The 24,165-nt window shown below is 61.6% G+C and carries 20 protein-coding genes; 9 read left to right on the top strand and 11 right to left on the bottom strand.

Features of this window, described 5'->3' with window-relative positions:
• Window positions 1-1,044: a DctP family TRAP transporter solute-binding subunit gene (locus tag JTF07_RS12590; protein ID WP_204234597.1), complete on the bottom strand. Its 1,044-nt coding sequence runs from the start codon at window positions 1,042-1,044 to the stop codon at window positions 1-3.
• Window positions 1,045-1,277: 233 nt separating this feature from the next.
• Window positions 1,278-1,877, bottom strand: a complete 600-nt coding sequence (locus tag JTF07_RS12585) for a TetR/AcrR family transcriptional regulator (RefSeq protein WP_204234596.1) — start codon at window positions 1,875-1,877, stop codon at window positions 1,278-1,280.
• A gap of 101 nt (window positions 1,878-1,978) precedes the next feature.
• Between JTF07_RS12585 and JTF07_RS12580 the strand changes: the two genes are divergently transcribed.
• Window positions 1,979-2,725, top strand: coding sequence for an SDR family NAD(P)-dependent oxidoreductase (locus JTF07_RS12580; protein WP_204234595.1), 747 nt, complete (start codon window positions 1,979-1,981; stop codon window positions 2,723-2,725).
• Window positions 2,726-2,770: 45 nt separating this feature from the next.
• Here JTF07_RS12580 and JTF07_RS12575 read toward each other — a convergent pair whose 3' ends face one another.
• Entirely contained in the window at window positions 2,771-3,364 is a 594-nt protein-coding gene (locus JTF07_RS12575) for a TetR/AcrR family transcriptional regulator (protein ID WP_204234594.1), read from the bottom strand.
• Between the two features lie 119 nt (window positions 3,365-3,483).
• Here JTF07_RS12575 and JTF07_RS12570 point away from each other — a divergent pair, with 119 nt between their 5' ends.
• Window positions 3,484-3,903, top strand: coding sequence for an organic hydroperoxide resistance protein (locus JTF07_RS12570; RefSeq protein ID WP_204234593.1), 420 nt, complete (start codon window positions 3,484-3,486; stop codon window positions 3,901-3,903).
• 31 nt (window positions 3,904-3,934) lie between these two features.
• Window positions 3,935-4,537 carry a DUF308 domain-containing protein gene (locus JTF07_RS12565; RefSeq protein ID WP_204234592.1) on the top strand — a complete coding sequence of 201 codons (603 nt, stop codon included), beginning with the start codon at window positions 3,935-3,937 and terminating at the stop codon, window positions 4,535-4,537.
• Between the two features lie 329 nt (window positions 4,538-4,866).
• Here the strand turns inward: JTF07_RS12565 and JTF07_RS12560 are convergent, their stop codons facing one another.
• From JTF07_RS12560 to JTF07_RS12545, 4 genes are read right to left on the bottom strand one after another with little or no spacing between them, the layout of a single operon-like run.
• On the bottom strand, window positions 4,867-6,342 hold the full coding sequence (locus tag JTF07_RS12560) for an amidohydrolase family protein (protein WP_204234591.1): 1,476 nt from the start codon (window positions 6,340-6,342) through the stop codon (window positions 4,867-4,869).
• Entirely contained in the window at window positions 6,339-7,814 is a 1,476-nt protein-coding gene (locus tag JTF07_RS12555; protein WP_204234590.1) for a serine hydrolase domain-containing protein, read from the bottom strand. The genes JTF07_RS12560 and JTF07_RS12555 overlap by 4 nt, the downstream gene beginning before the upstream one ends.
• Before the next feature lie 50 nt (window positions 7,815-7,864).
• Complete coding sequence (locus tag JTF07_RS12550; protein ID WP_204234589.1) at window positions 7,865-9,466, bottom strand: ABC transporter substrate-binding protein; 1,602 nt, start codon at window positions 9,464-9,466, stop codon at window positions 7,865-7,867.
• Window positions 9,467-9,476: 10 nt separating this feature from the next.
• On the bottom strand, window positions 9,477-10,391 hold the full coding sequence (locus JTF07_RS12545; RefSeq protein WP_204234588.1) for a serine hydrolase: 915 nt from the start codon (window positions 10,389-10,391) through the stop codon (window positions 9,477-9,479).
• A 229-nt stretch (window positions 10,392-10,620) separates the two neighbouring features.
• Between JTF07_RS12545 and JTF07_RS12540 the strand changes: the two genes are divergently transcribed.
• From JTF07_RS12540 to JTF07_RS12530, 3 genes are read left to right on the top strand one after another with little or no spacing between them, the layout of a single operon-like run.
• A complete protein-coding gene (locus tag JTF07_RS12540) occupies window positions 10,621-11,469 on the top strand; it encodes a hypothetical protein (RefSeq protein ID WP_204234587.1) in 849 nt (282 codons plus the stop codon).
• Window positions 11,470-11,505: 36 nt separating this feature from the next.
• Complete coding sequence (gene menC / locus JTF07_RS12535) at window positions 11,506-12,633, top strand: o-succinylbenzoate synthase (protein ID WP_204234586.1); 1,128 nt, start codon at window positions 11,506-11,508, stop codon at window positions 12,631-12,633.
• Window positions 12,630-14,567 carry a S9 family peptidase gene (locus tag JTF07_RS12530; RefSeq protein WP_204234585.1) on the top strand — a complete coding sequence of 646 codons (1,938 nt, stop codon included), beginning with the start codon at window positions 12,630-12,632 and terminating at the stop codon, window positions 14,565-14,567. The genes menC and JTF07_RS12530 overlap by 4 nt, the downstream gene beginning before the upstream one ends.
• A 101-nt stretch (window positions 14,568-14,668) precedes the next feature.
• On the opposite strand, the gene JTF07_RS12525 is transcribed toward JTF07_RS12530, so the two are convergent.
• The 3 genes from JTF07_RS12525 to JTF07_RS12515 are packed head-to-tail and all read right to left on the bottom strand — an operon-like array spanning window position 14,669 to window position 18,353.
• On the bottom strand, window positions 14,669-15,448 hold the full coding sequence (locus JTF07_RS12525; RefSeq protein WP_204234584.1) for an ABC transporter ATP-binding protein: 780 nt from the start codon (window positions 15,446-15,448) through the stop codon (window positions 14,669-14,671).
• Window positions 15,445-17,343, bottom strand: coding sequence for a dipeptide/oligopeptide/nickel ABC transporter permease/ATP-binding protein (locus tag JTF07_RS12520; protein WP_204234583.1), 1,899 nt, complete (start codon window positions 17,341-17,343; stop codon window positions 15,445-15,447). Before JTF07_RS12520 ends, JTF07_RS12525 begins: the two co-directional genes overlap by 4 nt.
• The gene (locus JTF07_RS12515) at window positions 17,340-18,353 is read right to left on the bottom strand and encodes an ABC transporter permease (RefSeq protein WP_353843964.1); all 1,014 of its coding nucleotides are present in this window, start codon (window positions 18,351-18,353) and stop codon (window positions 17,340-17,342) included. Before JTF07_RS12515 ends, JTF07_RS12520 begins: the two co-directional genes overlap by 4 nt.
• Before the next feature lie 181 nt (window positions 18,354-18,534).
• Here JTF07_RS12515 and JTF07_RS12510 point away from each other — a divergent pair, with 181 nt between their 5' ends.
• Window positions 18,535-20,256 carry a PucR family transcriptional regulator gene (locus JTF07_RS12510; protein ID WP_204234581.1) on the top strand — a complete coding sequence of 574 codons (1,722 nt, stop codon included), beginning with the start codon at window positions 18,535-18,537 and terminating at the stop codon, window positions 20,254-20,256.
• A gap of 73 nt (window positions 20,257-20,329) precedes the next feature.
• Here the strand turns inward: JTF07_RS12510 and JTF07_RS12505 are convergent, their stop codons facing one another.
• Window positions 20,330-21,010, bottom strand: coding sequence for a GntR family transcriptional regulator (locus tag JTF07_RS12505; RefSeq protein ID WP_204234580.1), 681 nt, complete (start codon window positions 21,008-21,010; stop codon window positions 20,330-20,332).
• Between the two features lie 170 nt (window positions 21,011-21,180).
• On the opposite strand from JTF07_RS12505, the gene JTF07_RS12500 reads away from it, so the two are divergent.
• Both JTF07_RS12500 and JTF07_RS12495 read left to right on the top strand, forming a co-directional pair.
• Window positions 21,181-22,368 (top strand): CaiB/BaiF CoA transferase family protein, encoded by a 1,188-nt coding sequence (locus tag JTF07_RS12500; protein WP_204234579.1) that lies wholly within the window; start codon window positions 21,181-21,183, stop codon window positions 22,366-22,368.
• A 5-nt stretch (window positions 22,369-22,373) separates the two neighbouring features.
• Window positions 22,374-24,089, top strand: a complete 1,716-nt coding sequence (locus JTF07_RS12495) for a FumA C-terminus/TtdB family hydratase beta subunit (protein WP_204234578.1) — start codon at window positions 22,374-22,376, stop codon at window positions 24,087-24,089.
• Window positions 24,090-24,165 lie beyond the last annotated feature (76 nt).

Here is a 24,165-nt window from a genome sequence, read left to right as displayed (position 1 = left end):
TCACTCCCGTTCCTTGTCACGCTGCAGGAGCTCGTCGACGACCTCGGGGCCGATGACATCCCGGTACCTCTCGTACTCGGAGGGCACAACCATGTCCTTGAACGACTGGCGCTCCTTCTTCGTGGGCACGACGATTGTCGTGCCACCGGATTCCTCGATGAGTCGCTTCGACTCTGCGTTGACCTTCTGCGACTCCTGCCTATTGAATGCGGAGGCCTCGTCAGCGGATTCGTCGACGACTTCCTGCAGGTCAGCCGGCAGTTCGTCGTACCACCGTTTGTTCACAGTGAGGATGTAGCCGATGTACCCGTGGTCGAGTTCGGTCACGTACTTCTGGACCGTATGCATCTTCTGTGACTCAATGTTCGAGTAGGTGTTCTCACCGCCGTCGATGAGACCCTGCTGAAGACCGTTGTAGACCTCCGCGAAGGCCAAGGGAGAGGGGATTCCGCCCCAGGTCTCGAACTGGGTGCGCAGAACGTCGGAAGGCTGGATGCGGTACTTCTTGCCCTTCATGTCCTTGGGCGAGAGCGTTGGGTTGTTCGAGTGGATCTGCTTCATTCCGGAGTCCCACAGGCCGAGGACCTTGAGCCCGTTGGCCTCGAGGTCGGGGTTGGCGTAGATCGCCTTGCCGATCTCGGTCTCAGGGCTGACGATGTCCGGGATCTCATCGGGTTCGTCGAAGATGAATGGCAGGTCGAGGACCTGCAGGCTCGGTGCGATCGTCGTGAACTTCGCGCTCGCCGGGGCGAGCATCTGCACGGCGTTGGACTGCAGTGCCTGCATCTCATCCTTGTCGCCGTAGAGCTCCGAGTTCGGGAACACCTCGACCTGGATACGACCGTCGGATTTCTCCTCGATCTGCTTCGCGAAGTAGTCGGCGGCCAGTCCCTTCGGCGTACCCGTCGACGTCACATGGGCAAAGCGCAGTTCGAACTTCTCCTGCTTGCCGCTGCGCGCGGGATTGCAGCCGCTCAGAGCGAGCAGGCAGATCGACAGGCAGGCAACCAGTGGTTTCCACCTCGGTCGTCGTATCGACGTCATCGTCAGCTCCAGTTATTGAGACCAGTGTCGTGTCAGCCTCCGATGTGACACGTGCAGACGTCGCAGTCCGCTGCACTGTGCACGACAACGTGCACGTGACCAGGCAGCCACTCTCGGAACCAAACGATCTTGAGCTTAGACGAGAATCTGACGATTTCCAATATTATCTTCAAAATAATGCATTATTTCTTGAGATGCGGGATTTTTGCCGGTGATGCGCGGTACCTGACGGTCTAGGCGCCGGAGTGGGCGGGGAGAAGGTGATCTGCGAGTGACCGGGATGTGGCCTTGAGTGCGGCCGTGGTCATTCCCGTCCTACTCATGTACACGATCCCTTGTTGAGCGGTGAGAATGGCGCGTGCCAGCCCAATCGCATCCGATTGGGCCGGCAGACCGCCTTCATCCTGGGCGCGGGAAATGCAATCGGCGATAAGTTCGGTCGATGTTTCGTAGGTCGCATGAGCGAGGGCGAGAACCTCCGGGTCGGCATTGCCCAGCTCGCAGGTGCTGTTGGCTAGCAGGCAGCCCCGCCGAACACCAGAGTCGGCCCCCTCGTCGACCGGTGCGTCGAGCAGCATCCGCAGAGCGTCGATCGCGCGAGGGGTATCGCTGAGGACTCTCCGAAGTTGCTCGTGGTTGCCTTCGATGTAGTTGCGCAGTGCTCGGAGGAAGAGCTGGCGCTTGTCGCCGAATGCCGCGTAGATGCTGCCCTTGCCCAGCCCGCTGACCTGCATCAGGTCCTCCATCGATGTCGCGGCGTAGCCTGCGTCCCAGAACTGCTCCTGGGCCGCATTCAGTATCTGTGTCTCGTCGAATGCTCGTGGACGTGCCATGACCCCAGGGTACGTGTTCTTGACTCAATGGTCCAGAACTCACTATTGTGGACCGCACGGTCAATAATGACATTGCAGATCGGGATGGAGGCAGGAAGATCATGGGAAAGCTGAATGGCAAGGTAGCGATCGTCACGGGTGGATCTCGAGGGATCGGGGCAGCATCGGCCCGGGCGCTGGCCGATGAAGGAGCTGATGTGGCGATCAGCTACTCAGCCTCGGCGGATCGGGCCAAGGCAGTGGTCGCTGATCTGGACGCGAAAGGAGTGCGCGCGGCAGCCTTTCGCGCCGACCAGGCGGATGCGGTGCAGGCGGCAGGTCTCATCGACAGCGTGAAGGAGCATTTCGGTCGCCTCGACATACTGGTCAATAATGCGGGAGTCACCGCCGCAGCCCCGATCGACAGCGAGGATATTGACGAGTCCGGTATCGACCACCAGTTCGCGGTGAACTACACCGGCCCAGTCGCAGCGATCAGAGCAGCGTTCCCGATCCTGCCTGAGGGCGGGAGGATCGTGAGCATCAGCAGTGGAGTTGCCACGCGCACAGGCTTCCCCGGGATGGCTGACTATGCAGCGTCGAAGGCTGCTCTCGAGGGTTACAGTCGCGGCGCCGCGCGCGACCTCGCGCACCGAGGAGTCACGGTGAATGTGGTTCAAGTCGGCTTTACCGACACAGAGATGAACCCTGCCGACAGTGCTGTCGCACCCATGTTCCTCTCCACGACGGCGATCGGCAGATACGCCAGGCCAGAGGAGATTGCTGCGGGTGTCGTCTTCCTCGCCAGCCCGGAAGCGTCCTACGTCACGGGCACGGTGCTGAATATCGACGGCGGGTACCGTGCGTAGCAAGTTCGCCTCAACAGCGATCGTGGATGCCCTTCTGGGCTCGGTTCAGAGGTTCGCTGCGGCGATCACCGAGGCGAATGCAGCGGAGAGTGCCGCTGTGACGGACGCAGATTCGCCGAGGTAGCCGTTGACCATTGCGCCGTCGCGCAGGATCATGAGCTGCTGGGCCGTGAGGCTGGCATCTGAGGCCCCGGCCTCGGCTGCGATTGAGGCGAACTCGTCAAGCATCCACTGCCGATGCTCATCGACGACTGCACGTACCGGATCCTGCGGGTCTGCGAACTCTGCGGCGGCGTTGATGAACGCGCAGCCGCGAAACCCCGGGCTGCAGCTCGCCGTGCCGACACCCTCTGCGATCGCATGCAGCGAGCCTTCCGGATCCTCGACTTGGCGCATCGAGGAGAACCATGCGCGCTCTCCGGCGGCCTGCTGCTGCAGATAGGCGACGACGAGGTCGCTTTTCGTGGGGAAGTGACGGTAGAAGGTGACTTTCGTGATGCCCACCTGCGCAATGATGCGATCCGCGCTCGTGCCGCGGATCCCGTGCGCGTAGAACATCTCATTCGCGGCCCGAAGAATGCGTTCACGCGTGGTGGAACCCGATCTGCTGCGAGTGCTTTCTGAGGCCTTCTGTGGCATCGATTTTCTCCGAATTCGTCTGTGCTGCTTGCGTCGGTATACGAAGTAGTCTACATTATTGAAGTAGACGAACTAGTAACTCTACTTAGTTCGCATCATCATCCAGAAGGAGACACCGCATGTCCGCCACGCTCTACACCACCTCCGCCACCTCGACCGGCGAGGGCCGCGCGGTCACCGAAGACGGCCTGCTTGACGTCACCCTGGCCACTCCCACTTCGATGGGCGGCCCCGGTGGCGCGACAAACCCCGAGCAGCTGTTCGCTGCCGGATGGTCATCGTGCTTCCACTCAGCCCTGAAGATGGTCGCCGCGCAGCAGAAGACGCCCGTGACCGACTCGACTGTCACCGCGGATGTGTCGCTGACGAAGACCGACGACGGCAGCTTGGTCCTCAGCGCCACGATGCGTGTGCACATTGGAGGCGGTATCGCCCAGGACGCTGCTGAGGCGCTCGTGGCGGCTGCGCACCAGGTGTGTCCCTACTCGAACGCGACCCGCGGCAATATTCCCGTCACCCTCACCACCACCGTCGCCTGAGCGACCACACGACTTCACCAGGAGCAGAACAATGACCACGCAATCCACCGCAGCACAGTCCACGGACGTGCAATCTGGCACCTCGGCGGCCTATAGCCGTTCGCTGCGCAAGCTGTATTTCGTCCGCTTCGCCTTCGCCGCTGTCTGGGTGGGGATCATGTTCGCCACCGCAGCCAAAGCCGCCGACCCGACCCTGCTGTTGACGGGCCTCCTCGTCATCTACCCCGTCTTCGACGCCGGTGCGGTGCTGTGGCAGCTGCGCGCAGACCCGGATCAGCAGCGCTCGAAGACAGTCGAATGGCTCAACGTCGTCATCAGCGTCGCAATTGCGATCGCCCTCGGCATCTCGTCCTCGATTGCTCTCCCCGCGGTTCTTGCGGTCTGGGGCGTGTGGGCGATCGTCGTCGGAGTCCCGCAGCTGATTGCCGCGATCCGCAACCGCCGCAACGGCGGCCAGGTCGCACAGATGCTTTCAGGCGGCATCTCGGTGTTCGCTGGTGCCGGATTCCTCTTCCAGGGGCTTCAGGGCAGCGGCATGATCTCAGGCGCGGCCGGATACGCAAGCCTCGGCGCGATCTTCTTCCTCGTCTCCGCCATCCGTCTGAGCGTGAAACTGAAGGGACAGAGCGCATGAGCCAGGAATTGCGGTTGGTTGTGGGATGGGTGCGGTCAACCGGGCTTCAACGCGGTCGATCACAGTATTGGTGCCACGATCCTAACGCCCCCGGTTTGAATTATTTGAGAAATTCGGCACGCTCATGAACCGGAGGTACGCTCGCCGTTATCGGCTGCTCCAGCCGCGTCGGCGTCGAGCGGGTAGAAGCTCGGCTCATTCGTCGTTGACGCGGCCAGTCAGTGGAATCCGCTTGTCGTCAGCCTAGGTTGGATCGCTCGGTGGTTGTGATTCTAGATATAATCCGTGGTTTCGGTGATCTCGCCAGCTGGGCAGGGCGAAGATGATCATCAAATTTTGGCGCGCAATCCTTGTCCTGAGTATGAATCGAGCACGAGCTGGGAATCACGGACCAGGAACTGGCCGTCGACCAGCAGATGAGTGATGCCCTTCGACGGGCGGGTGCTGTCGATATACGTGGCCTGATCACGCAGCGTTGCCGGGTCAATGACGACGACATCGGCATCATCCCCAATTCCGATTCGACCCTTCCTGCGCATCGCGGGAACGATCCCTTCGAGCACCTGAGCCGGAAGTAGGCTGCAGCGTCTAAAGGCTTCAATCCACGTCCACGCCTCATGATCGATGACCATCATTCGCAACGACCGAGCATACGTGCCCGCCGTGCGCGGATGGGTCCGGCCGCCGGGAGGCAACGGCCACTGACGGGTGTCCGTGGAACCATCGGGCCAAGTCACATGCATTGCATCGGAAGCGACGATGCTATCGGGAAACGCCAGTGACTTCGCCAGCAGGCCCCGATCTGCATCGTTGTCTTCATCGAGGTATTCGACGATGCATGCGGCTCCCGGATCCGCCTCTCGAACATGACGGAGATGAGCTTCATCGCGGATTCGCTCTCCCGTGGTGACCAGAATGATGTTGCTGGGCGTCAGCTCCCAGGCTGGCAGCCTCTCCGGCGCCAGAAAGGCCGCTCCGATCCCGGTGCTGCCGGCCCCGTATGGATAGGCCTCGACGCTGAACTTCGCCCCGCCTTCCTGTGCACGGTCGATGGTGGACAGTACTCGATCGATGTGTCGGCGTGAGGTGCTGTTGACGTGGCAGTGGTGCACCTGACCGCCGAACTCCATTGCAGCTCTGGCAGCCTCCTCGGTACCGTCGAATGGAGTCGTCGGGTCCGATTCGGTGATCTCCCGCACGTGGGTGAACGTCGGTGTCCCGGCCCTGGCCGCCAGTTCGTTCACTGCGAGATACTCGCGTGGATCGGTGCGGGGAGCGTACCCCTGCAGAATCCCGATGCCCAGAGCCCCGGCCTCCAGTTCCGTCTCCAGAAGTCCCAGCCACTGAGTGAGTTGAGCGGGACTTGAGTCGGCTTGCCAATGAGGATCAGCGAGCATGGACAGGCCGCTGACTAGATCCGCGTCGAAGTGCAGATTGGACAGCACGGCAGCTCGCGCCATACCCCACGATGCGGAGAACCCATAGTGCAGCGGGCGCCCCTCCTTCGCGGCTTGAGTATAGGCGCGTTCCACGGGGAGCAAACCGGCCTCGAGCTCGAGTGCAGTCGTCACACCGTCCATGGCCTGCAGGCGCTGCCCGGCAATGGAATTCACGTGGGAGTGGAGATCGATGAAGCCCGGGCCGATGATGAGACCGGTGGCATCGACGACCTCGGCATCAACATGATGCAGACCAGACCCCAGCTCGGCGATGCGACCGTCCTTGATGAGCACATCGGTGATCTCATCGACCTTGCTGGCGGGGTCGATGTACCGTCCGCCGGTGAAGATGATTGTCGGTGTCATACGCCGGCCTCCGTGACTTGTTGTGCGGCTGACTTCGCTGATGTTCCGTTTACTGGCATAGCGATTTCGGCACGTGGCAGGCAGCGGATGCCTACATAGGCGACCTCTCGGCCACCGACGTCGGCAAAGGCCAAGGGTGACCATGCACTGAGGCCATCGGGCCGACCCAGAACAAATGTGTCGGACTCGGAAGGATACAGATTCATCGTCTGCGGTGGGTTGTCATTACCTTCGCCGAGTGAGCTGCCGATTCGTGCCTGGTAGATACCGTCTTCGGTTTTCATAACTGTGAGAGTCGTGCTGGCATCGGCATATTCGCCGAGGTGGACCTCGGGAATCGTGAATGTGTCCGGGATCGATCGGGGGTGGTGGGCCGGCGGAGCATCGATCCCTGCGAAGGTGCGGGCGAAAGCTCCGTAGACTTCGGGCGCGGCGTGCGGTGCGACTCCGCCGTTGCAGAAGACGACGAACACGAGACCGGCCTCCGGCAGGACCTGGAACCAGGCGTTGTTGCCGATGGTCGTACCGCCATGCCACTGGAGCTTCTGACCCTCCCACTCATCAAGCATCCACCCCAGCCCCCACTGAGGTGCGGTGCTGGCGGCTTGATCGATGAGAGTGTGCTGGGGCTCGGCCATGAGCGAAGCGGAGGCTTCGCTGAGGATCGGCACCCCAGTACTCGTCTGTCCCGAACGCAGGATTGCGGCACCGAAACTGAGCAGATCGTCTGCGCTGCAAGTGACAAGTCCGGCGGGACCCATGGATCGAGTGATCTGTGAGACCGGTGCAGGAGCCCAAGCTCGGGTGCCCGGCACCACGACATGTCCATGCTGATGTCGGTGGGAGATAATGTCTTCGGCCAGGGTGAACATATGCTCAATGCCCAACCGCTGACAGATCCTGATGTCCAAGGCTTGATCCCACGTGACCTCGTCGATGACCTCGATGATGCGGCCGGCGATGACAAAGCCGGAATTGCAGTAGGAGAATCCGTCGCCCGGGCTGAACAGGGACTTCGCCTCGGACAGTGTGGCGATGTATTTCTCCACGCAGTCGTCTCCGCGGCCAGTGTCGGTGAAGAGGTCGCCGTCGATGCCCGAGGTGTGCGTGAGCAGATGAGCAACGGTGAGTTCGGCGGGATCTAGGTCGGCCAATCTCAGGTCGGGGAGGATCTCAGAGACCGAGGTGGAGAGGGTCAGCTTCCCCTCGTCCACGAGCTGCATGATCATCGTCGACGTCAGCAGTTTGGTGATCGATCCGATCTGACACAGCGTGGACCGATCGGTCTCTACGCCCGTCCGCAGGTTCGAGACCCCGGCGGCTGCGACGAACCGCTGCTCCGTATCGCTGGTGGGATCGACGTGCAGAACGCCTGCCACGATCCCCGGCACCTGGTGCCTGCGAGCGACATCGGCGAGGATTCCCTCCCACCGGGTGGGATCGAAGATCTGTGGATCGAGTCGGGCTGTCATGTGGTGCTCCTTTGCATTGCCATCATATTGCTGTTGTGTCGAGCGTCGTCTCATTCGACCAAGGTGATGCCGTTGACGTTAGTCCAGCCTTGGCCCAGTGAGTTCTTCACGCCTTGGCCGAAGGTGATATCCGGTCGCACGGCAAAGGGAACATAATCCGCAGACTGGTACATCGAGGCCTCTGCCTTCTCCCAGCTGCCGCAGGCCTCCTTGCCACTGAGTTTCGATGCTTCCTTCACTTCTTTGTCGAATTGTGGGTTGGAGATGCTGGCGTAGTTGGATCCTTTGGGCGGTGTTTGACCGGAGACGAAGGTCGCGAGCACATTGGGCACCGAGTAGTTCGAGGCCAACCAGATCACATCAAAATCCTCGGCGGCGCCGGGCGAATTGATCTTCTCGAGGAAGGCGCCTGCATCCGTACCGTGGTGCTTCACTCCGACGCCGATCTTCGACCATTGCTCGGCCATGAGTTCGGCTGTCGACGAGGTTTCGGGCCAACGCGTGTACCATCCGAAATCGAGAGTCAGCGGCTTCCCGTCCTTGCTGCGCTTGCCGTCTGACCCCTTCTTCCAGCCGGCCGCATCGAGTCGTGATTCAGCATCGGCGATATCGGACTTCGGCAGATTAGTGGTTGCCGCATCATAGGTGCAGATCGTCGGTTTGAGCACTGCCAGTCGTTCGGCGCGTTTGCCCTGGCCTGCCGTTTGGACCTGCATGAGCGCGTCGAGGTCGAGAGCCTCGGTGAGGGCGATGCGCACGTTCTCATCGGCTGTCGGCGCACTCTTGGCTTGACTGTAGGCGAATCCGCCCGTGATGAGGTCGTCTTGGTAGAACGGTTGGAGGGTGGAGGCCACACGTTCCTCATCGGGACCCTGCACCGCGGCGATATTCAGTTCGCCGGACATGAGCTGGTTGGCGCGAGTACTCGGATTGTCGACGATGCTGATCTCGACTTCTTTGGGCACGCCGGGTGTCTTTCCTGTCGGAGAACCTTCGGGACCCCAGTTGTAATCATCTCGACGTTCGAAGGTGTAGTGATCTCCGGGAACTGCCTGCTTGAGCGAGTACATGCCGGTGCCGTTCGTGGCGGTCTCCACACTCTTCGGATCATCCAAGGCACTTTGACAGTAGATCGGTTGGATTCCCATCTGGGGCAGCAGGAAGGAATTGGGAGATTTCGTCGTGACGGTCACGGTCCGTGCGTCCTCGTCCTCTTTTACAGTCGCATCGGCCGGGACGACGAGGCCCTTGAAGCTGGATGAGTTCTTGGGATCGAGGATCCACCGGTAATTGTTCGCCACGGTCTCGGCCGTCAATTGTGACCCGTCCTCGCAAGTGATTCCCTCGCGAATGGTGAAGCTCAGCGACGTCGGAGTCTCTTCCCACCTCTCCGCCAGCCACCCCTGGGGCTCGCCATCATCGTCGAAGTAGACGGGGGATTCGTAGGCCCAGGGATAGACATAGCTGAGAGTCGCCGAGGTATTGACGTGTCGGAACAGATTGCCAGGATCCTCATTGACGGCAACCTTGAGAGTGCCGTCGATGACGGGGTCTCCTTCACCGTTTGAGGCTCCGCTTCCACCACCTCCACCGCAGGCGGTGAGGGTGAGTGCGCAGAGTCCGGCAACGGCGGCGAGCAAGCGTTTCTTCATGATGTCCTCTTCATTGAGTGAGTTTTCGAACCGAGCGAAGATCAGTAACTGCAGCAGCAGCGAGGTCGGCGATGGCGTCATCGAATCTGGGATTGATCGACAGGGACGAAGGGGTGCGTAGGAAGACAGCCACGGCATATCTGTCGCCTTCCGGGAACTCGACGACCCCGGACTCATTGCGGATGAAAGGCAGGGTTCCGGTCTTTCCGCTCACGGACACCTCGTCGCCGAATCCCCGTCGCAGACGATGTGGCCACACCTGCAGCCCCAGGATCCGCCTGGCCTCCGTGCAGGCGGCAGCGGGTATGCCCACCTCGTTCCACAGCGCGGCGAGCAGCGCCGTCGTCTCGGCTGGAGTTGAACGGTTCGTTCGATCCGGATCTAGGGTTCGAGTCTCCGACCATGCCTCGCTGGCACCTTCTGCATCGTAGGCCACCGGAGGCTCCAGGGATGCCAGATCGGCAGCCGCTGTGTCGAAGAGATATTGGCAGTCTCCTTCGAGCACGGTGGACGTCAGTCCAAGCTCTCGCATCCGTGCATTGATGGAGGTGCGGCCGAGGATGTTCATGACGACATCGGTGGCGCGATTGTCCGAGACGGTCATCATCGACAGGCAGAGGTCTCGGAAGGACACGGACACCGAATCGGTGAAGACCGCCAGTCCGGTCCCACCCTGCACAGGAAAATCGTCCGGATTCAGGCTGATCCGATAATCGCCCGGGATGCTGCCAGTGCTCATTCGGATGCAGGCTTCTACGAGCACCGGGAGCTTGAACACGCTGGCGGTGACTACGGGCTCTGCTTCTCTGGCTCCGACTCCGGAGCCTTCATGCGAGCCGTGGACCTGATCAAGGTCGCGGGCATGGACAAAAGAAGTGATGCCCAGCTCATCTTCGAGTCGTCCGATCACTGTGTCGAGGATCATATCCTCATCTTCCTCAAAGGCACCGGGGGTCGGCTTCGGAGTTCAGGACAAAGATGCGATACCTGTTTCGTCCAAGTCGACAGGGCCCTCGGCGTCTGGAGTAGGCGACGAGGCGGTTTTGTCGTTCCCGACAATCGCAGACACGAACCCTGCTCCGATCCGCCGATGTGCGCGGCCACGTGCACACGAAATGCTGGGAGCAAAGTTTCCTACGGTGAAAGGACACAGTATGAATCGTCTGGCTCCTCCACGGTCCGTCGTGCTCGAGGCCGAATTCATGGCAGATGCGCGATGCGCGGAGCTTGGCCTCGATATCCAGGAGGTCCGCGATCCTCAGGATCTGCGAACGGTCGTGGAGATCTTTTCCCGGATTTGGAAGACACCGGGAGCACCGATCATCGACCATTCGGCGCTTACCGCCATGTCGCATGCCGGCAACCCGGTGTTCCTGGCCCGCCTCGGTGCCGAGGCGGTCGGAGCCGCCGTGGGTTTCTGCGGTCCGGCCAGATCTCCGTTCCACTCCCACATCGTCGGCTTTCTCCCAGGCTCTGCAGGACGTGGGTTCGGGCATGCGATCAAGCTGCGGCAGCGAGCGTGGTGTCTGGAGAAGGGAATCGTGGAGATGACCTGGACCTATGACCCTTTGGTGTGTCGCAACGCCTACTTCAATATCGGACGCCTCGGAGCGATCCCAGTCGAATACCTCCAGAATTTCTACGGCCAGATGACGGACTCGATCAACGCCGGAGAACTCTCGGACCGAATGCTCATCCTCTGGGACCTCACCTGCGATCCCACCGCGCCGATGTTTGAGACTGACGCAGGCATCACCTCGGCGATCAGGGACAGGGGAGGGACACCGTCTCTCTACGTTCCGCCCACAGTCGGAGTCCACGCCGTGAGTATCGCCGTTCCGTGGGACATCGAGGCACTGCGGCAGGAAGACCCGGTTCGGGCACATGCGTGGCGCCTGGTCACCCGGGACGCCTTCACCGATCTGCTCGGCAACAACTGGCGAGTCGTCGGATTCTCCCGCCACAGTCCCCACCACGGTCAGTATGTGCTGCGCCGCCCGTGACCATCAACCGCTCACCAATATTGAGAGAGGACCCTTATGAAACTGAGAACTCTGCGTATCCACGACCTTGAGCTGCCCTTGGTCTCACCGTTCACCACCTCCTTTATGACCCAAACCCATAAACGTTGCTTCCTCATCGAAGCGCAGGTCGAGACCGAGGATGGACGCTCCGTCACAGGGTGGGGCGAGAACGTGGCCCTGGACCGACCCTTCTATTCCGCAGAGCACCTTGACGGCGCCGCCGAGGTGGTCATGCGTTGGCTGGCACCGGTGCTCGCCGAGAGAGAAGACCTCAACCCAGAACGAGTGTCGAGCCTGTTGTCCCATGTCATCGGTCAGCCCATGGCGAAGGCCTCGATGGAGATGGCGATCCTCGACGCCGCTTTGAGATCGCAGGATCGATCGTTCCACGATTATCTCGGAGCTGTGCGGACTACGGTTCCGTCCGGCGTCTCTGTCGGCATCCAGGAGTCCACCGTTGAAACCGTGCGGGTGATCGGCAGATACGTCGACGAAGGCTATGCACGGATTAAACTGAAGATTCAGCCGGGCGCCGATATCGCTCCGGTGGCGGCTGTGCGAAAGGAGTTCGGCGATGATCTCCTTTTCCAGGTTGATGCTAATGCCGCATACACACTGGCCGATGCCACCACATTGGCCAAACTCGATGATTACGGACTCCTCCTCATCGAGCAGCCCTTGGGTGAAGCAGATCTGAGGCAGCACTCCTTGCTGAGATCAACTCTTCGCACACCCATCTGCCTCGATGAATCCATTGACTCCCCGGAAGCTGCAGCGGATGCCATCGCCTTCGGTGCTGTCGATATCATCAACATCAAACCCGGCCGTGTAGGCGGATATCTCGCCGCCCGCAAGATCCACGATCTCGCCGTGGCCAACGGCATCGCAGTGTGGTGCGGTGGCATGCTGGAGACCGGACTGGGACGCGCCGCGAATGCTGCGCTCGCCGCCCTCGACGGGTTCACTCTGCCGGGTGATATCTCCGGCTCGGACCGCTTCTTCGCCGAAGACATCACGACCACTACGATCAGAATGCACGACGGTATCGTCGATGTGCCCCTCGGGCCGGGCATGGGTATAGAGGTCGATAGGGCGAAGGTCGAGAGATACCGGACGCGTCTGCAGGAGGTGCCTCTGCCATGAAAGCCCCCGACCTCGATACTCTCAACCGGATCACCGATCCGCAGTCCGCGCGAATCCTGCTCGGAGGCGATGGCGTGCTCATCGTCGCAGCACGGCACCCGGTGGAAGGGCCAAGCGTATCGGAACTGCGCGTCTTGCCCCTGACCAGCGTGGGACCTGCCCGGTCGTTGACATCCGGGCACAATGACACCGCGCCCGCACTGTCTCCGGATGGGACGATGGTCGCATTCCTCAGAGCGAACGCCGGCAGCTCGGATCTCTGCCTGGTCCCGGTAAGCGGCGGTGAGGTCACCATTCACACCACTGGACTAGCGGCGCTCGGCACCCCTGTGTTCTCTCCGGACGGGACCACGATAGCGCTGTCCTGCCTTGTCGACGAGGAACCAACGGAGCCTCGGGCTGCGCTGGTGGTTGATGGCGAACCTGCTCATAAGATCGATGGTCTGGGATGGATCGGAACGGCACGCAGCCGAATCCGGCTCATTCCAGTCGGCGGTGGAGACAGCACGGACATCCTCACCGATGGCAACAGCACTGACCCGAAGTGGTCACCGGATGGACGCATGCTGGCATTCGTGCGCACCCGCGCCACCGCCTCAGCTCGAGTGCCGGCGCAGGAGATCGGCCTCGTCGACACCGATGCTGTGACCAGAAGCCTGCGATTCCCCTGGGCCGCGAACGGCCTGAGTGGGCCACTGGTGTGGACACCCGAGAGCACCGCCGTGATTGCGATCGGTCAGATGGTTCCGGGTATCGAATTGCCCAGGCTGACCCGACTTGATCTGGACACTTCAAGGATCACAGTGCTCACCGATGACCTTGATCTCGGGGTGATGGGCGGAGGGTCCGGATACCCCGGGGGTGCTCCAGTCTTCGGTGAGGACGCTCGTCTCTATTTCTGCGTGCGGGAAGAGGGACGCAGCATACTGGTGTCGATCGACCTCGACGCACCGCGGGGCGCTGGCGGGGGAGCGGAGGTTCTCCACCACCCAATTTCTGCGACCGCGGTGATCAGCGGCCTCGATGTGGTTGGCACCATTGCCGTGATGCGAGTGTCTGATGCTGATCGACCGGGTGAGATCATGGCGCTCGACGTCGAATCGGGTGAGGTGCGCGAGCTGACGCATTTCTGGGACGAGGACATTCCCGACGCCGCTTTCATCCGGCCGAGGAGTTTGAGATTCTCCATCTCCGATGGCTTCGAAGTCCACGGATGGCTGTTGCGTGCCGAGTCGACGGAAGGCCCAGCGCCCACGCTGCTCGACATTCATGGTGGCCCGCACAATGCCTGGACCGGAGTCGCAGACATCGCACATATCTACCATCAGGTGCTGGCAGCGGAGGGCTGGAACATCCTCACTCTCAATCCAAGGGCCTCCGATGGCTACGGTTCCCGGTTCCTCAAAGCTACCCGAGGCGCATGGGGCGAGGCCGATGAGAAGGACTTCCTCGAACCGCTCGACTCCTTGATCGAAGAGGGCCTCGTCGACTCGGATCGGGTTGCCGTCACCGGATACAGCTACGGCGGTTACATGACCTGTTGGCTGACATCGAAGCATCCTGAACGCTTCACTGCGGCCGTTCCTGGAGGGCTCATCTGCGATCTGGACATGTTCGCAGCCACCAGCGATATGGGACCGCACCTGTGCGAGGTTGAGTTCGGGTCGCAGGCCTTCGACCATCTCTCGCCCATCCATCACGTGGACCAGGTCGCTATGCCCACACTCATTCTCCACGGTCAGGAGGATCAGCGCTGCCCCGTCGACCAAGCGGAGCTGTGGTATTCGAGGATCCGTGGGAATGGAGTTGAGACCAGGCTCGTCGTCTACCCGCAGAGCTCGCATGTGTTCATTCTCAACGGACCTGTGACGCACCGCCGAGACTACAACCAGCGAGTCATCGAATGGGTGAGGACGCACACTCCTTCTGCCTGACCTGTCCGTCGCGGACGCTGGGTGCCCCTGGCCCTAATGTCCTGGGGCACCGGGCGCGGTGCTGTCTCCCGATGCTGCTTAGGAGGAGGGGAGGACGTCGCTCACAATGAGGGGACGGCGGCGATGAGTTCGCGCGTATATTCCTGCTTCGGAGACTCCATGATGTCGAGGGTTTCGCCCACTTCCACCAGTCGTCCCCCTCTCATCACCGCGACTCGTTCGCAGATTGCCCGAACGACCGCCAAGTTGTGGCTGATGAAAAGCAGTGAGAACCCGAGCTCCTGTTGCAGTTCTCGCAGCAGATTGAGTACCGTTCCCTGGACCGAAACGTCGAGAGCCGAGGTGATCTCGTCAGCCAGGATGACTTCGGGTTTGGCTGCGATGGACCGAGCCACTGCCACCCGCTGCCGCTGACCACCCGAGAGCTCAGCCGGCATACTGGCGGCGCGGTCGGCCGGTAGTGACACGGAGTCGAGAAGTTCGCTCACACGGGCGGCACGCGACCGTGTTGAGGGGCGAGGTTCGTTCTCTCTGCGATGAGCCGCGACGATTGCCTCGTCGAGGGACTCGCCAATCGTCCGGCGAGGATCGAAGCAGGATTGGGGATCCTGGAAGACCATCTGAATGCGTCTGCGTTCCTTCACCGCCGTTCCCGTGGCGTTTGAGATCACAGTGTCTCCGAGGCGGATGTGTCCTGCCGCTGGTTCAGTCAGGCCGACAGCGGCTCTGGCCAGGGTTGATTTGCCAGATCCTGATTCCCCGACGAGCCCGAGGATCTCCCCGGGAACTAGGCGCAGACTGACCGAATCGACGGCTGTGAATGTGTTTACCCCGCGACCGTAACTGATACTCACGGAATCGAAACTCAGTGCTCGGGTCATCGTGACTCCTCCTCGAAGATGGGTGCAGATGCCGCGGGGGTCCCCGACACTGAATTGGTTGTCGACGAGACCTCCGGGCCGGGGGCACATTCCGCATCGGACGGTTCCTGCTGATCCGCCTCGGCGAGGAAGTCCGTGCCATCGGGGATCGACGGCAGCGGCACATCACGGGGTGTCGACATGGTGGGAACCGTTGCCAGCAGAGCCCGGGTGTAAGGGTGCTCTGCGTGACCTGCACGCAGAGCTTCTGCGGAAATGTTCTCCACCAGATGGCCCCGGTACATCACGAGAACACGTGTACACAGCGACGTGACGACGGCGATGTCGTGGGAGACAAAGACGATCGATGTCCCCACATCTGCATTGATCTGACGCAGGAGGGTGAGAATCTCCGCTTGAACCGTGACATCGAGAGCAGTGGTTGGCTCATCGGCAAGGATGAGGGAAGGAGAACCCATGAGTCCGGCAGCGATCATTGCGCGCTGACGCATTCCGCCGGAGAACTCGTGCGGATACTGCCCGTAACGACGGCGGGCGTCGGGGATGCGGACATCTTCCAGGCGCTCGATCGCGCGATCACGGGCCTGGGCGCGGCTCAGCCCCAAGTGCAGGAGACCAGTTTCGGCGACCTGACCACCGACATGGAGGGCAGGATTGAGTGACGCCATGGGGTCCTGGAAAACCATGGCCAGCTTCTCACCGAAATGGCGGTCCAAACGTGCGGGGTGTCCATCGGCCCTGATTGTGAGGTCCTGTCCGTCGAAGTGAGCGGAATCGGCACTCACATACAGTGGGGACTCGATGAGCCCTGCCAGCGACATGAGCGTCAGGCTCTTGCCGGAACCGGATTCGCCGACGATGCCAACGATCTCGCCCCGGCCGATGTCAAAGGACACACCTTTGACGAGGTCGTTCGGTTCTCCATGATGCCCAGATGCGCTGACTCGCAGATTGCGCACGGAGTACACCGCGTCCTCTGACAGAGAGAGGGTGGAGGAGGCGGGAGATTCGAGAACTGCCTCCCGGGCCTTCTGACGTCGGCGGAACTTGGCGATGACCGAACCGCGGGTTCCGGTGCCCAGCGCGGCGCCCAGCACCTCGCCGAGGAGCACGAAGGTGAGTCCCGCAAGAATGATTGCTATTCCCGGAACCAGAGCTGCCGCGGGGTTCACGAAGATCCGGCTCATGCCCTCGCTGAGCATCCGCCCCCAGTCGTAGTGAGGCACCTGTATGCCGAGGCCCAGAAACGACAGACCGGCGAACGAGACCAGTGCATTGCCCGAGGTGACCGCGGCATTGACTATGAGCGGGTCTCGGACATTGGGCAGGACATGACGCAGCACCGTCTTCCAGACCGGCACACCGAGAACATGGGCCGCAGAGATGAAATCACGGCCCCACACCGAGGCTCCAAGGTTGTGGGTGAGCCGACCATATGAGGGGACCATGGCAATGGCGATCGCCAGGGTAGCGGCGAGCCCGCTTTGACCAAGAATCACCGAAAAGGAGATGGCCAGCAGAAGCCCGGGGAAGGCCACACCAATATTGATGCCCGCGACAATCCACTGACCGAATCGGCCGCCGAGGATGAATGGCAGCAGTCCGACGACGATTCCGACGCTGACGCCGACTGCTGTGGCTGCCAGCGCCATCGTCACGGAAAGGCGGGCGGCGACGAGCGTGCGCAGGAGGATATCGCGGCCGCTGCCGTCGGTGCCGAACGGATGCTCCGGACTCGCGCCGGTGGCGATTTTGGAGGTGTCGGTGGCGGCGGCTGAGGTCCCCCAGATCACAGGTCCCAGGACGACGAGGAACAAGAGCGCCGCGCACGCCAGGAGGGCGAGCATTCCCAATGGTGTGCGCAGGGAAGCGATAAGTCTGCGGGAAGTAGTCATGCTGCATCCAATGTGGTTCGGGGATCAAGCAGAATCAGAGCGATATCGACGACTAGGTTGATGAGCAGAACGACGAGACCGTAGAAGATGACGATCGCCTGGATGAGCGGATAGTCCTTGCCCTGTATGGAATCGACGATGACTCCACCGAGCCCCGGCCAGGCGAAGATGCTTTCGACCAACACAGTCCCGGCGATCATTCCACCCAGGAGCAGACCGGAGATCGTCAGGGTCGAGGTCAGCAAATTGGGCAGCACATGTTTGCCGTACAGACGGATCGATGACATTCGCTTCGAGCGCGCGGTGCGGATGTAGTCCTGTCGCAGAACTGTCAGGCTCTCAGCTCGAACGATCCTGGTCAGCGCCGCTGTAGGCCCGATCGCCAGTGCGATGACCGGCAGTACATAGGAAGCGGGACCGGTCCGCCCGGCCACAGGCAGAAGATCGAAGCTCACAGCGAAGAGATAGACGAGAATGATACCGGCCAGGAACTCTGGAATCACGGCGACGACCGCGGTGACGGAGGTGAATCCGATCTCGGTGCCGTGCCGTTTGCCGGAACGAGTGAGGGCACCGAACATGAGCCCGAGACACACTGCCACGACCAGCGCTATCGCCACGGCGATGAAGGCGAGCTCCAGTGTTGCCGGTGCCCTCCCGGTGATGACATCGATGACTGGAATGCGCAGGCTGATCGAGTCTCCGAGGTCCCCGGAGAAGAGACCTCTCCAGAACGCCAGGTATTGGATAATCAGAGGTTTGTTGAGGCCGAGCTCGACCCTTCTGGCCTCCACTGCTTCGGGGGGAGCGGCTTCCCCCGCCGAGGCTCGGGCCGGGTCACCGGGTATCAGTTGTACGAGCAGGAAAGAGATCGTGACCAGGACGAACAGGGATATGAGGATGTATCCGAATCTCCGCAGCAGGTACATCGTCATCGGATGCCCGACGAGAGCCGATGCCTGTGTGGGTGCGGCGTGGCCCGGTGGTGCTTGGCCGGGGGCTGTTTGCACGGTCAAGGGTGATTGTCCTGTCACTCCAACCTCCTCGTTGAGTTGGTGAGTACCTCCAGTCTCGAGTATTCCAATGTGATGACCGGCACCACTTCGTCCAATCCCCCAGCGATCCGATGGGCGACTTGTCCAAGTGACCAACGAGCGGCAGCGAGCCGGCGTCTGCCGCTAGGATGAATCGATGGTGCCTGATCTCCCCACACATGTGCGTCTCACCCAAACGTCGCCCGGATCCTCATCTCTGCGTTCCCCTCTGCCGCGGCTGTCCTCACAACTGACCCTCGAACGAATCCTCGATGACCTCGGTTCCACTCTGCTCAATCCGCTCACCACAATCGCTGAGCCTCATCAAGCGGTGACCGGCGTGGTTGCCTTCGACCCCCACGATGATCAGATCATTCCCGCCGGGTCGATCGTCTTGGGCATCGGTCTTGCTGATTCCGCCGATATCCGGCGATGTCTGGGAAGCATGGCGGCAGCGGGCGCGCGTGTACTCATCGTGCGAGGACCGGGGGAAGTGTTGGAGCCCCTCTCCCGGGCCGCTTATGGACACGGGATCTGCGTGTTCACCCTGGTGTCCGGAGCTTCGTGGACGCAGCTAAGCAATCTCATCAATTCTTTGCTCGTCGATCCGCGCGGGGTCGATGACACTGAAACTATTGATGGGCTCCCCGGCGGAGACCTCTTCGCAGTAGCGAATGCGATCGGCTCGCTGCTGGGTGCCCCGATTACGATCGAGGATCGCAATTCCCGGGTTCTCGCCTTCTCCTCGGGTCAGGACGCCGCGGATGGCCCACGTATCGAAACGATCCTCGACCGGCAGGTACCCGTCGAATACACGCGCAGGCTGCAGTCTGCCGGGTTCTTCACCAGGTTATATTCCTCGACTGATCCGGTATCAATCAGACTCGATGTCGACGGGGTCGAGATCAAGAACCGTGTGGCGATCGCAGTCCGTGCCGGGGGAGAGATTCTCGGCTCAGTTTGGGCAGCCCTGCCCGACGAGATCGACGAGGAGCGGGCGCAGATACTGAAGGACATGGCCAAGATCGCAGCCTTGCACATGCTCAGGCTTCGAGCAGGTGACGGACTGGATCGCCGGCTGAGGGCCGACCTCCTCGCCACCGCGCTCGAGGGCGGGGACGGTGCCGAGTACGCGATCCGAAAGCTGGGCGTCGAATCGTCTCCGATCGCGGTCTTCGCGCTCGGAGTCGACCCGGACGAGAGTTCGCAATTGGACGAAGCCATCGAGACTCAGAGAATCGCCGACGCCATCAACGTCTACCTAGCCGCGGTGCGCCCGCAGGCAAGTGCGGCGCGCCTGGGCGGCACAATCTTCGGGATACTTCCGGTCAACGACGTAGACGCCGGGGAGGCTCAGACGCAGAGGTTGGTCAACGACCTAGTTGCCCGGGTGGGAACTCGTGTCAGGGTCTGCGGCGGGATCGGACCGATCGTCACGGACTCGCGGGACCTGCTCAGCGCGAGAGAGGGCGCGCGTCGAGCTCTGCGCGTCTGCCTTGATCGTGGAGATCGCAGTGTTTCGGTGGCTGTGCTTTCACGAGTCTATGTCGATTCGCTGTTGCTGGACCTGCGCGACCAGGTGTCACTGCGTCATGATCAATTGACCGGACCAGTGCACAGACTGCATGACTACGACTTGAGCAATCACACCGACTTTGTGCTGACTCTCGACACCTGGTTGGCCTGCATGGGCGATGTCAGCAAAGCAGCCGATCTTCTCCACGTCCATGCGAATACTCTGCGATATCGACTGCGGCGCCTGGCAGAGATCGCCGATTTGGATCTCGAGGATCCGGATGCGCGTTTCGCCGCCCAGCTCCTGTTGCGGATAGATCCGCAACTGGCTTCGGGAGATGCGGAGACGCACGCAGGACCATGAAGGAGCTCAAAGCGGGAGGGACCTGATCTGTCTCGGTTCACAGCAGACTTGGCTCTCCTCACCGGATCTGTGCTCAGTCCGCGTCGAAATCGAAGGGGTCGGCGATCGGTTCGCCCGTGGTTGACTCGGCCAGACGGAGGAACCCGTTGGTGATGTGATCGCCGAGGTGGGTCGCCGCTGCGTCGGGATCGATTCGTTTCACGGCATCGACGATGGCCTGGTGCTCGCTGTGGACCTGGTTGAGCCGGTCCGAGCTGTCGAGGGTGAGATCCCAGGGGAAGGCCCGCCACCTGGTCGCGATGTCATCTCGCAGGGCAGGCAATCCGCATCGGTCGTAGAAGAAGAAGTGGAACTCCTCGTTGCGGGTATTGCGGCCCATGGCATCGCCCTCTTCGCTGGCGGAGTCCAGTGCCTCGAGGAGCTTCTCTGCCTGGCGCAGCTCATGACGGGAAATCCTTGTCGTCGCGCGAGCGATAGCGAAGGTCTCGGTGAGTTTGCGGGTGATGAACAGAGACTTGAGCCGGTCGATGTCGACGCCGGCGACACGGACACCGCGGTGAGCCTCGGAGGACACAAGGCCTTCGGACTCGAGGATCCGCAGGGCTTCACGGACCGGGGTGATCGAGGCGCTGAACCATTCGGCCACTTGGTCCTGGCGCAGGCGTTCGCCGCGTTCAAGTTCGCGGCCGAGGATCTTCCTGCGCAGGCCGAGGACGATCATGTCACGCTTCGTTGAAGCCGACTGTTGATCCATCTGCCGTTTTCCTTCGTTCTGCTCGTCGCTCTCACTACACGTGCTTACGATCGTCACGTCTGACTTGATGAGTCTATCCCGATCAATAGATTCTATCGTTAATAATGCATTCTCAGTCAGAAGATGTATTATTTGAACGTCAACTCGTGAAAACTCGCTGTGGAGGCCCCTTGCACGCTGAACTTCCCTTATCCGGAGTCACCGTCATCAGTTGCGAGCAGGCTGTGGCCGCGCCCTTCGCGTCTCGGCAACTCGCCGATCTCGGTGCTCGTGTGATCAAGATCGAACGACCCGGAACCGGGGACTTCGCTCGCGGCTACGACACCACGGTCAACGGAATGGCGAGCCACTTCGTGTGGCTCAACCGCAACAAGGAGAGCCTGAGCCTCGACCTCAAACACCCGGAGGGTAAGAAGATCCTCAAAGACCTCGTCGCCGAGGCCGACGTGTTCATCCAGAACTTCGCCCCCGGTGCCGCCGAGCGACTGGGCTTCGGCGCCGAAGAGCTGCGCGGCATGAACGATCGACTCATCTACGCCTCGATCTCCGGATACGGACCAGACGGACCGTACAAGGATGCCAAGGCATACGATGCACTTGTGCAGGCCGAGGCAGGTTTGGTCTCCGTAACGGGGACCGAGGATCATCCCGCGAAGACGGGAATCTCAACGGCGGACATCTCCGCCGGCATGTACACATATTCCGGCATCCTCACCGCGCTGTTCAACCGTGAGCGCACCGGTGAGGGCGCCACCTTGCAGATCAGCCTATTCGACTCCCTCGTCGAATGGATGGGCTACCCCCTCTACTTCACCCACGGCAGCGGCACCCGCCCCACTCGGGCCGGAACCTCGCACGCTGCCATCGCCCCCTATGGCGCCTTCACCTGCGGCGACGGCACCCAGATCATGCTGGCGATCCAGAACGAACGCGAATGGAAGAGCTTCGCCACCCAGGTCCTTGGTCGAGAGGACATGGTCACCGACGAACGCTTTGACCGGGCAGCCCACCGCTACGCCCACCGCGATGAGCTGCAAACCATCATCGAAGCAGTCTTCGCCGACTTCACCGGCGGGCAATGCGACGAGCTCCTCGAAACCGCCAAGGTCGCACATTCGCGGCAGCGGGACATGACCGAGATCGCCGATCACCCCCAGCTGGTCGAACGCGATCGCTGGCAGGACGTCGGTTCCCCGGTCGGGCCGATCCCGATGCTGCTGCCTCCGGTCGGCATGTCCGGGGTTGAACCTCGGATGGATCCGATTCCCGATGTCGGAGACCATACAGACACCATCCTCGGCGATCTGGGAATCAGTCCTGAGAAGGTTGCCGAACTCCATCGCGAAGGAGCAGTCTGATCACCATGGCCGAACAACCTGACTCAACACCGGCCTTCGCGTATACGTCTCTGCTGCCCACCAGCGGTGCGGGGCCGGCCATGCGCCGCCTCGACATCGACGGTGTGAAGCAGATCCACGCCGAGGTGGCCGACCAGACCAGATCCTTCCTGCAGGTCGCGCCGTCGACGTTGGCCAACCTCGCCGAGGTGGCCTTCAAAGAGGTCTCGCACTACCTGCGCACCGACCACCTGGCCAGCCTGCGCGCCATCATCGACGATCCGGAGGCTAGCGCCAACGACGTCTTCGTCGCCCTCGACCTGCTGCAGAACGCTTCAGTCTCAGCCGGAGAGATCCTGCCGATGTGCCAGGACACCGGTACCGCGATCATCTCCGCCAAACGCGGCCCCAATGTGCTCACCGACGGCGACGATGCGAGGCACCTCTCGGCCGGCATCCACAAGGCGTACGAGGAACTCAACCTTCGCTACTCACAGTTGGCTCCGGTCAGCCTCTTCGAAGAGAAGAACACGGGCACCAACCTGCCCGCACAGATCGAAGTGGGCCTCAGCCCGGACGATGACTACGAGCTGCTGTTCATGGCCAAAGGCGGGGGAAGTGCGAACAAATCCTTCCTCTACCAGGAGACGAAGGCCGTGCTCAACGAGTCATCGATGCTCGACTTCCTGGCAGAGAAGATCTCGACCCTCGGCACAGCAGCCTGCCCGCCCTACCACCTGGCTGTGGTCATCGGCGGCCCCTCGGCGGAGTTCACACTCAAGACCGCGAAACTAGCCAGCGCCCACTACCTCGATGACCTGCCGACGGCCGGGGACGCGAGACTGGGCCACGGATTCCGCGACACGGACTTCGAAGACACCGTGTTCCAACTGACCCAGAAACTCGGCTTCGGCGCCCAGTTCGGCGGCAAATACTTCTGCCACGATGTGCGCGTGGTCCGACTGCCTCGCCACAACGGCTCCCTGCCGATCGCGATCGCCGTGAGCTGCTCGGCCGACCGGCAGATCATCGCCCGCATCAACGCCGAGGGTGTCTTCATCGAAGAGCTTGAGCACGACCCCGCCAGGTTCCTGCCCTCGATGGGCCGGGTCGAGGAGATCGAATCCGGCAATGTCACCGAGGTAGACCTTGACCGTCCCATGCCAGAACTCCAGTCACAGCTGAGCCGACTGGCCGTAGGGGACAGGCTCTCACTGTCCGGCACAGTGATCGTGGCCCGCGACATCGTCCACGCGAACCTACGTCAGCGACTCAACGAGGGTGGCGAATTACCCGACTACTTCAAGGACCACCCCATCTACTACGCGGGACCGGCCAAGACTCCCGAAGGAATGCCCTCGGGATCGTTTGGACCGACCACCGCTTCACGGATGGACACCTATGTGCGCCAGTTCCAGGAAGCCGGCGGGTCGATGATCATGCTCGCCAAGGGCAACCGCTCGGCGCAGGTCAAAGACTCCTGTGCGGAGTTCGGCGGGTTCTACCTCGGCTCCATCGGCGGGCCCGCGGCACGTCTGGCCCAGGACTGCATCACCGAAGTCGAGGTCCTCGACATGGAAGACCTCGGTATGGAAGCAGTCTGGCGGATCACAGTTGAGGACTTCCCAGCCTTCATCATCACCGACGATAAGGGCAACGACTTCTTCGACAGCACTGGACCGGATACGACGATCGGATTCGGGCGGACGAGAACAGCCAAGGACGGCGCCCGGCTGGACTGAACCGGCCACGGACCACCACGAACACGGTCACGTCGGGCCACCTCGGCGAGGCAGATAATCACAACTTCAGCAGCAG

It is taken from the genome of Brevibacterium sp. RIT 803, from assembly GCF_016892625.1.
Taxonomy (GTDB): domain Bacteria; phylum Actinomycetota; class Actinomycetes; order Actinomycetales; family Brevibacteriaceae; genus Brevibacterium.
The sequence above is the reverse complement of the archived record's forward strand: the minus strand, read 5'-3'. Positions and strand labels throughout refer to the sequence as shown.

Excerpts from the sequence above, each read along its gene's own strand:
- JTF07_RS12590 (WP_204234597.1), bottom strand. The coding sequence starts at position 1,044 with ATGACGTCGATACGACGACCGAGGTGGAAACCACTGGTTGCCTGCCTG.
- JTF07_RS12585 (WP_204234596.1), bottom strand. The coding sequence starts at position 1,877 with ATGGCACGTCCACGAGCATTCGACGAGACACAGATACTGAATGCGGCC.
- JTF07_RS12580 (WP_204234595.1), top strand. The coding sequence starts at position 1,979 with ATGGGAAAGCTGAATGGCAAGGTAGCGATCGTCACGGGTGGATCTCGA.
- JTF07_RS12575 (WP_204234594.1), bottom strand. The coding sequence starts at position 3,364 with ATGCCACAGAAGGCCTCAGAAAGCACTCGCAGCAGATCGGGTTCCACC.
- JTF07_RS12570 (WP_204234593.1), top strand. The coding sequence starts at position 3,484 with ATGTCCGCCACGCTCTACACCACCTCCGCCACCTCGACCGGCGAGGGC.
- JTF07_RS12565 (WP_204234592.1), top strand. The coding sequence starts at position 3,935 with ATGACCACGCAATCCACCGCAGCACAGTCCACGGACGTGCAATCTGGC.
- JTF07_RS12560 (WP_204234591.1), bottom strand. The coding sequence starts at position 6,342 with ATGACACCGACAATCATCTTCACCGGCGGACGGTACATCGACCCCGCC.
- JTF07_RS12555 (WP_204234590.1), bottom strand. The coding sequence starts at position 7,814 with ATGACAGCCCGACTCGATCCACAGATCTTCGATCCCACCCGGTGGGAG.
- JTF07_RS12550 (WP_204234589.1), bottom strand. The coding sequence starts at position 9,466 with ATGAAGAAACGCTTGCTCGCCGCCGTTGCCGGACTCTGCGCACTCACC.
- JTF07_RS12545 (WP_204234588.1), bottom strand. The coding sequence starts at position 10,391 with ATGATCCTCGACACAGTGATCGGACGACTCGAAGATGAGCTGGGCATC.
- JTF07_RS12540 (WP_204234587.1), top strand. The coding sequence starts at position 10,621 with ATGAATCGTCTGGCTCCTCCACGGTCCGTCGTGCTCGAGGCCGAATTC.
- menC (WP_204234586.1), top strand. The coding sequence starts at position 11,506 with ATGAAACTGAGAACTCTGCGTATCCACGACCTTGAGCTGCCCTTGGTC.
- JTF07_RS12530 (WP_204234585.1), top strand. The coding sequence starts at position 12,630 with ATGAAAGCCCCCGACCTCGATACTCTCAACCGGATCACCGATCCGCAG.
- JTF07_RS12525 (WP_204234584.1), bottom strand. The coding sequence starts at position 15,448 with ATGACCCGAGCACTGAGTTTCGATTCCGTGAGTATCAGTTACGGTCGC.
- JTF07_RS12520 (WP_204234583.1), bottom strand. The coding sequence starts at position 17,343 with ATGACTACTTCCCGCAGACTTATCGCTTCCCTGCGCACACCATTGGGA.
- JTF07_RS12510 (WP_204234581.1), top strand. The coding sequence starts at position 18,535 with ATGGTGCCTGATCTCCCCACACATGTGCGTCTCACCCAAACGTCGCCC.
- JTF07_RS12505 (WP_204234580.1), bottom strand. The coding sequence starts at position 21,010 with ATGGATCAACAGTCGGCTTCAACGAAGCGTGACATGATCGTCCTCGGC.
- JTF07_RS12495 (WP_204234578.1), top strand. The coding sequence starts at position 22,374 with ATGGCCGAACAACCTGACTCAACACCGGCCTTCGCGTATACGTCTCTG.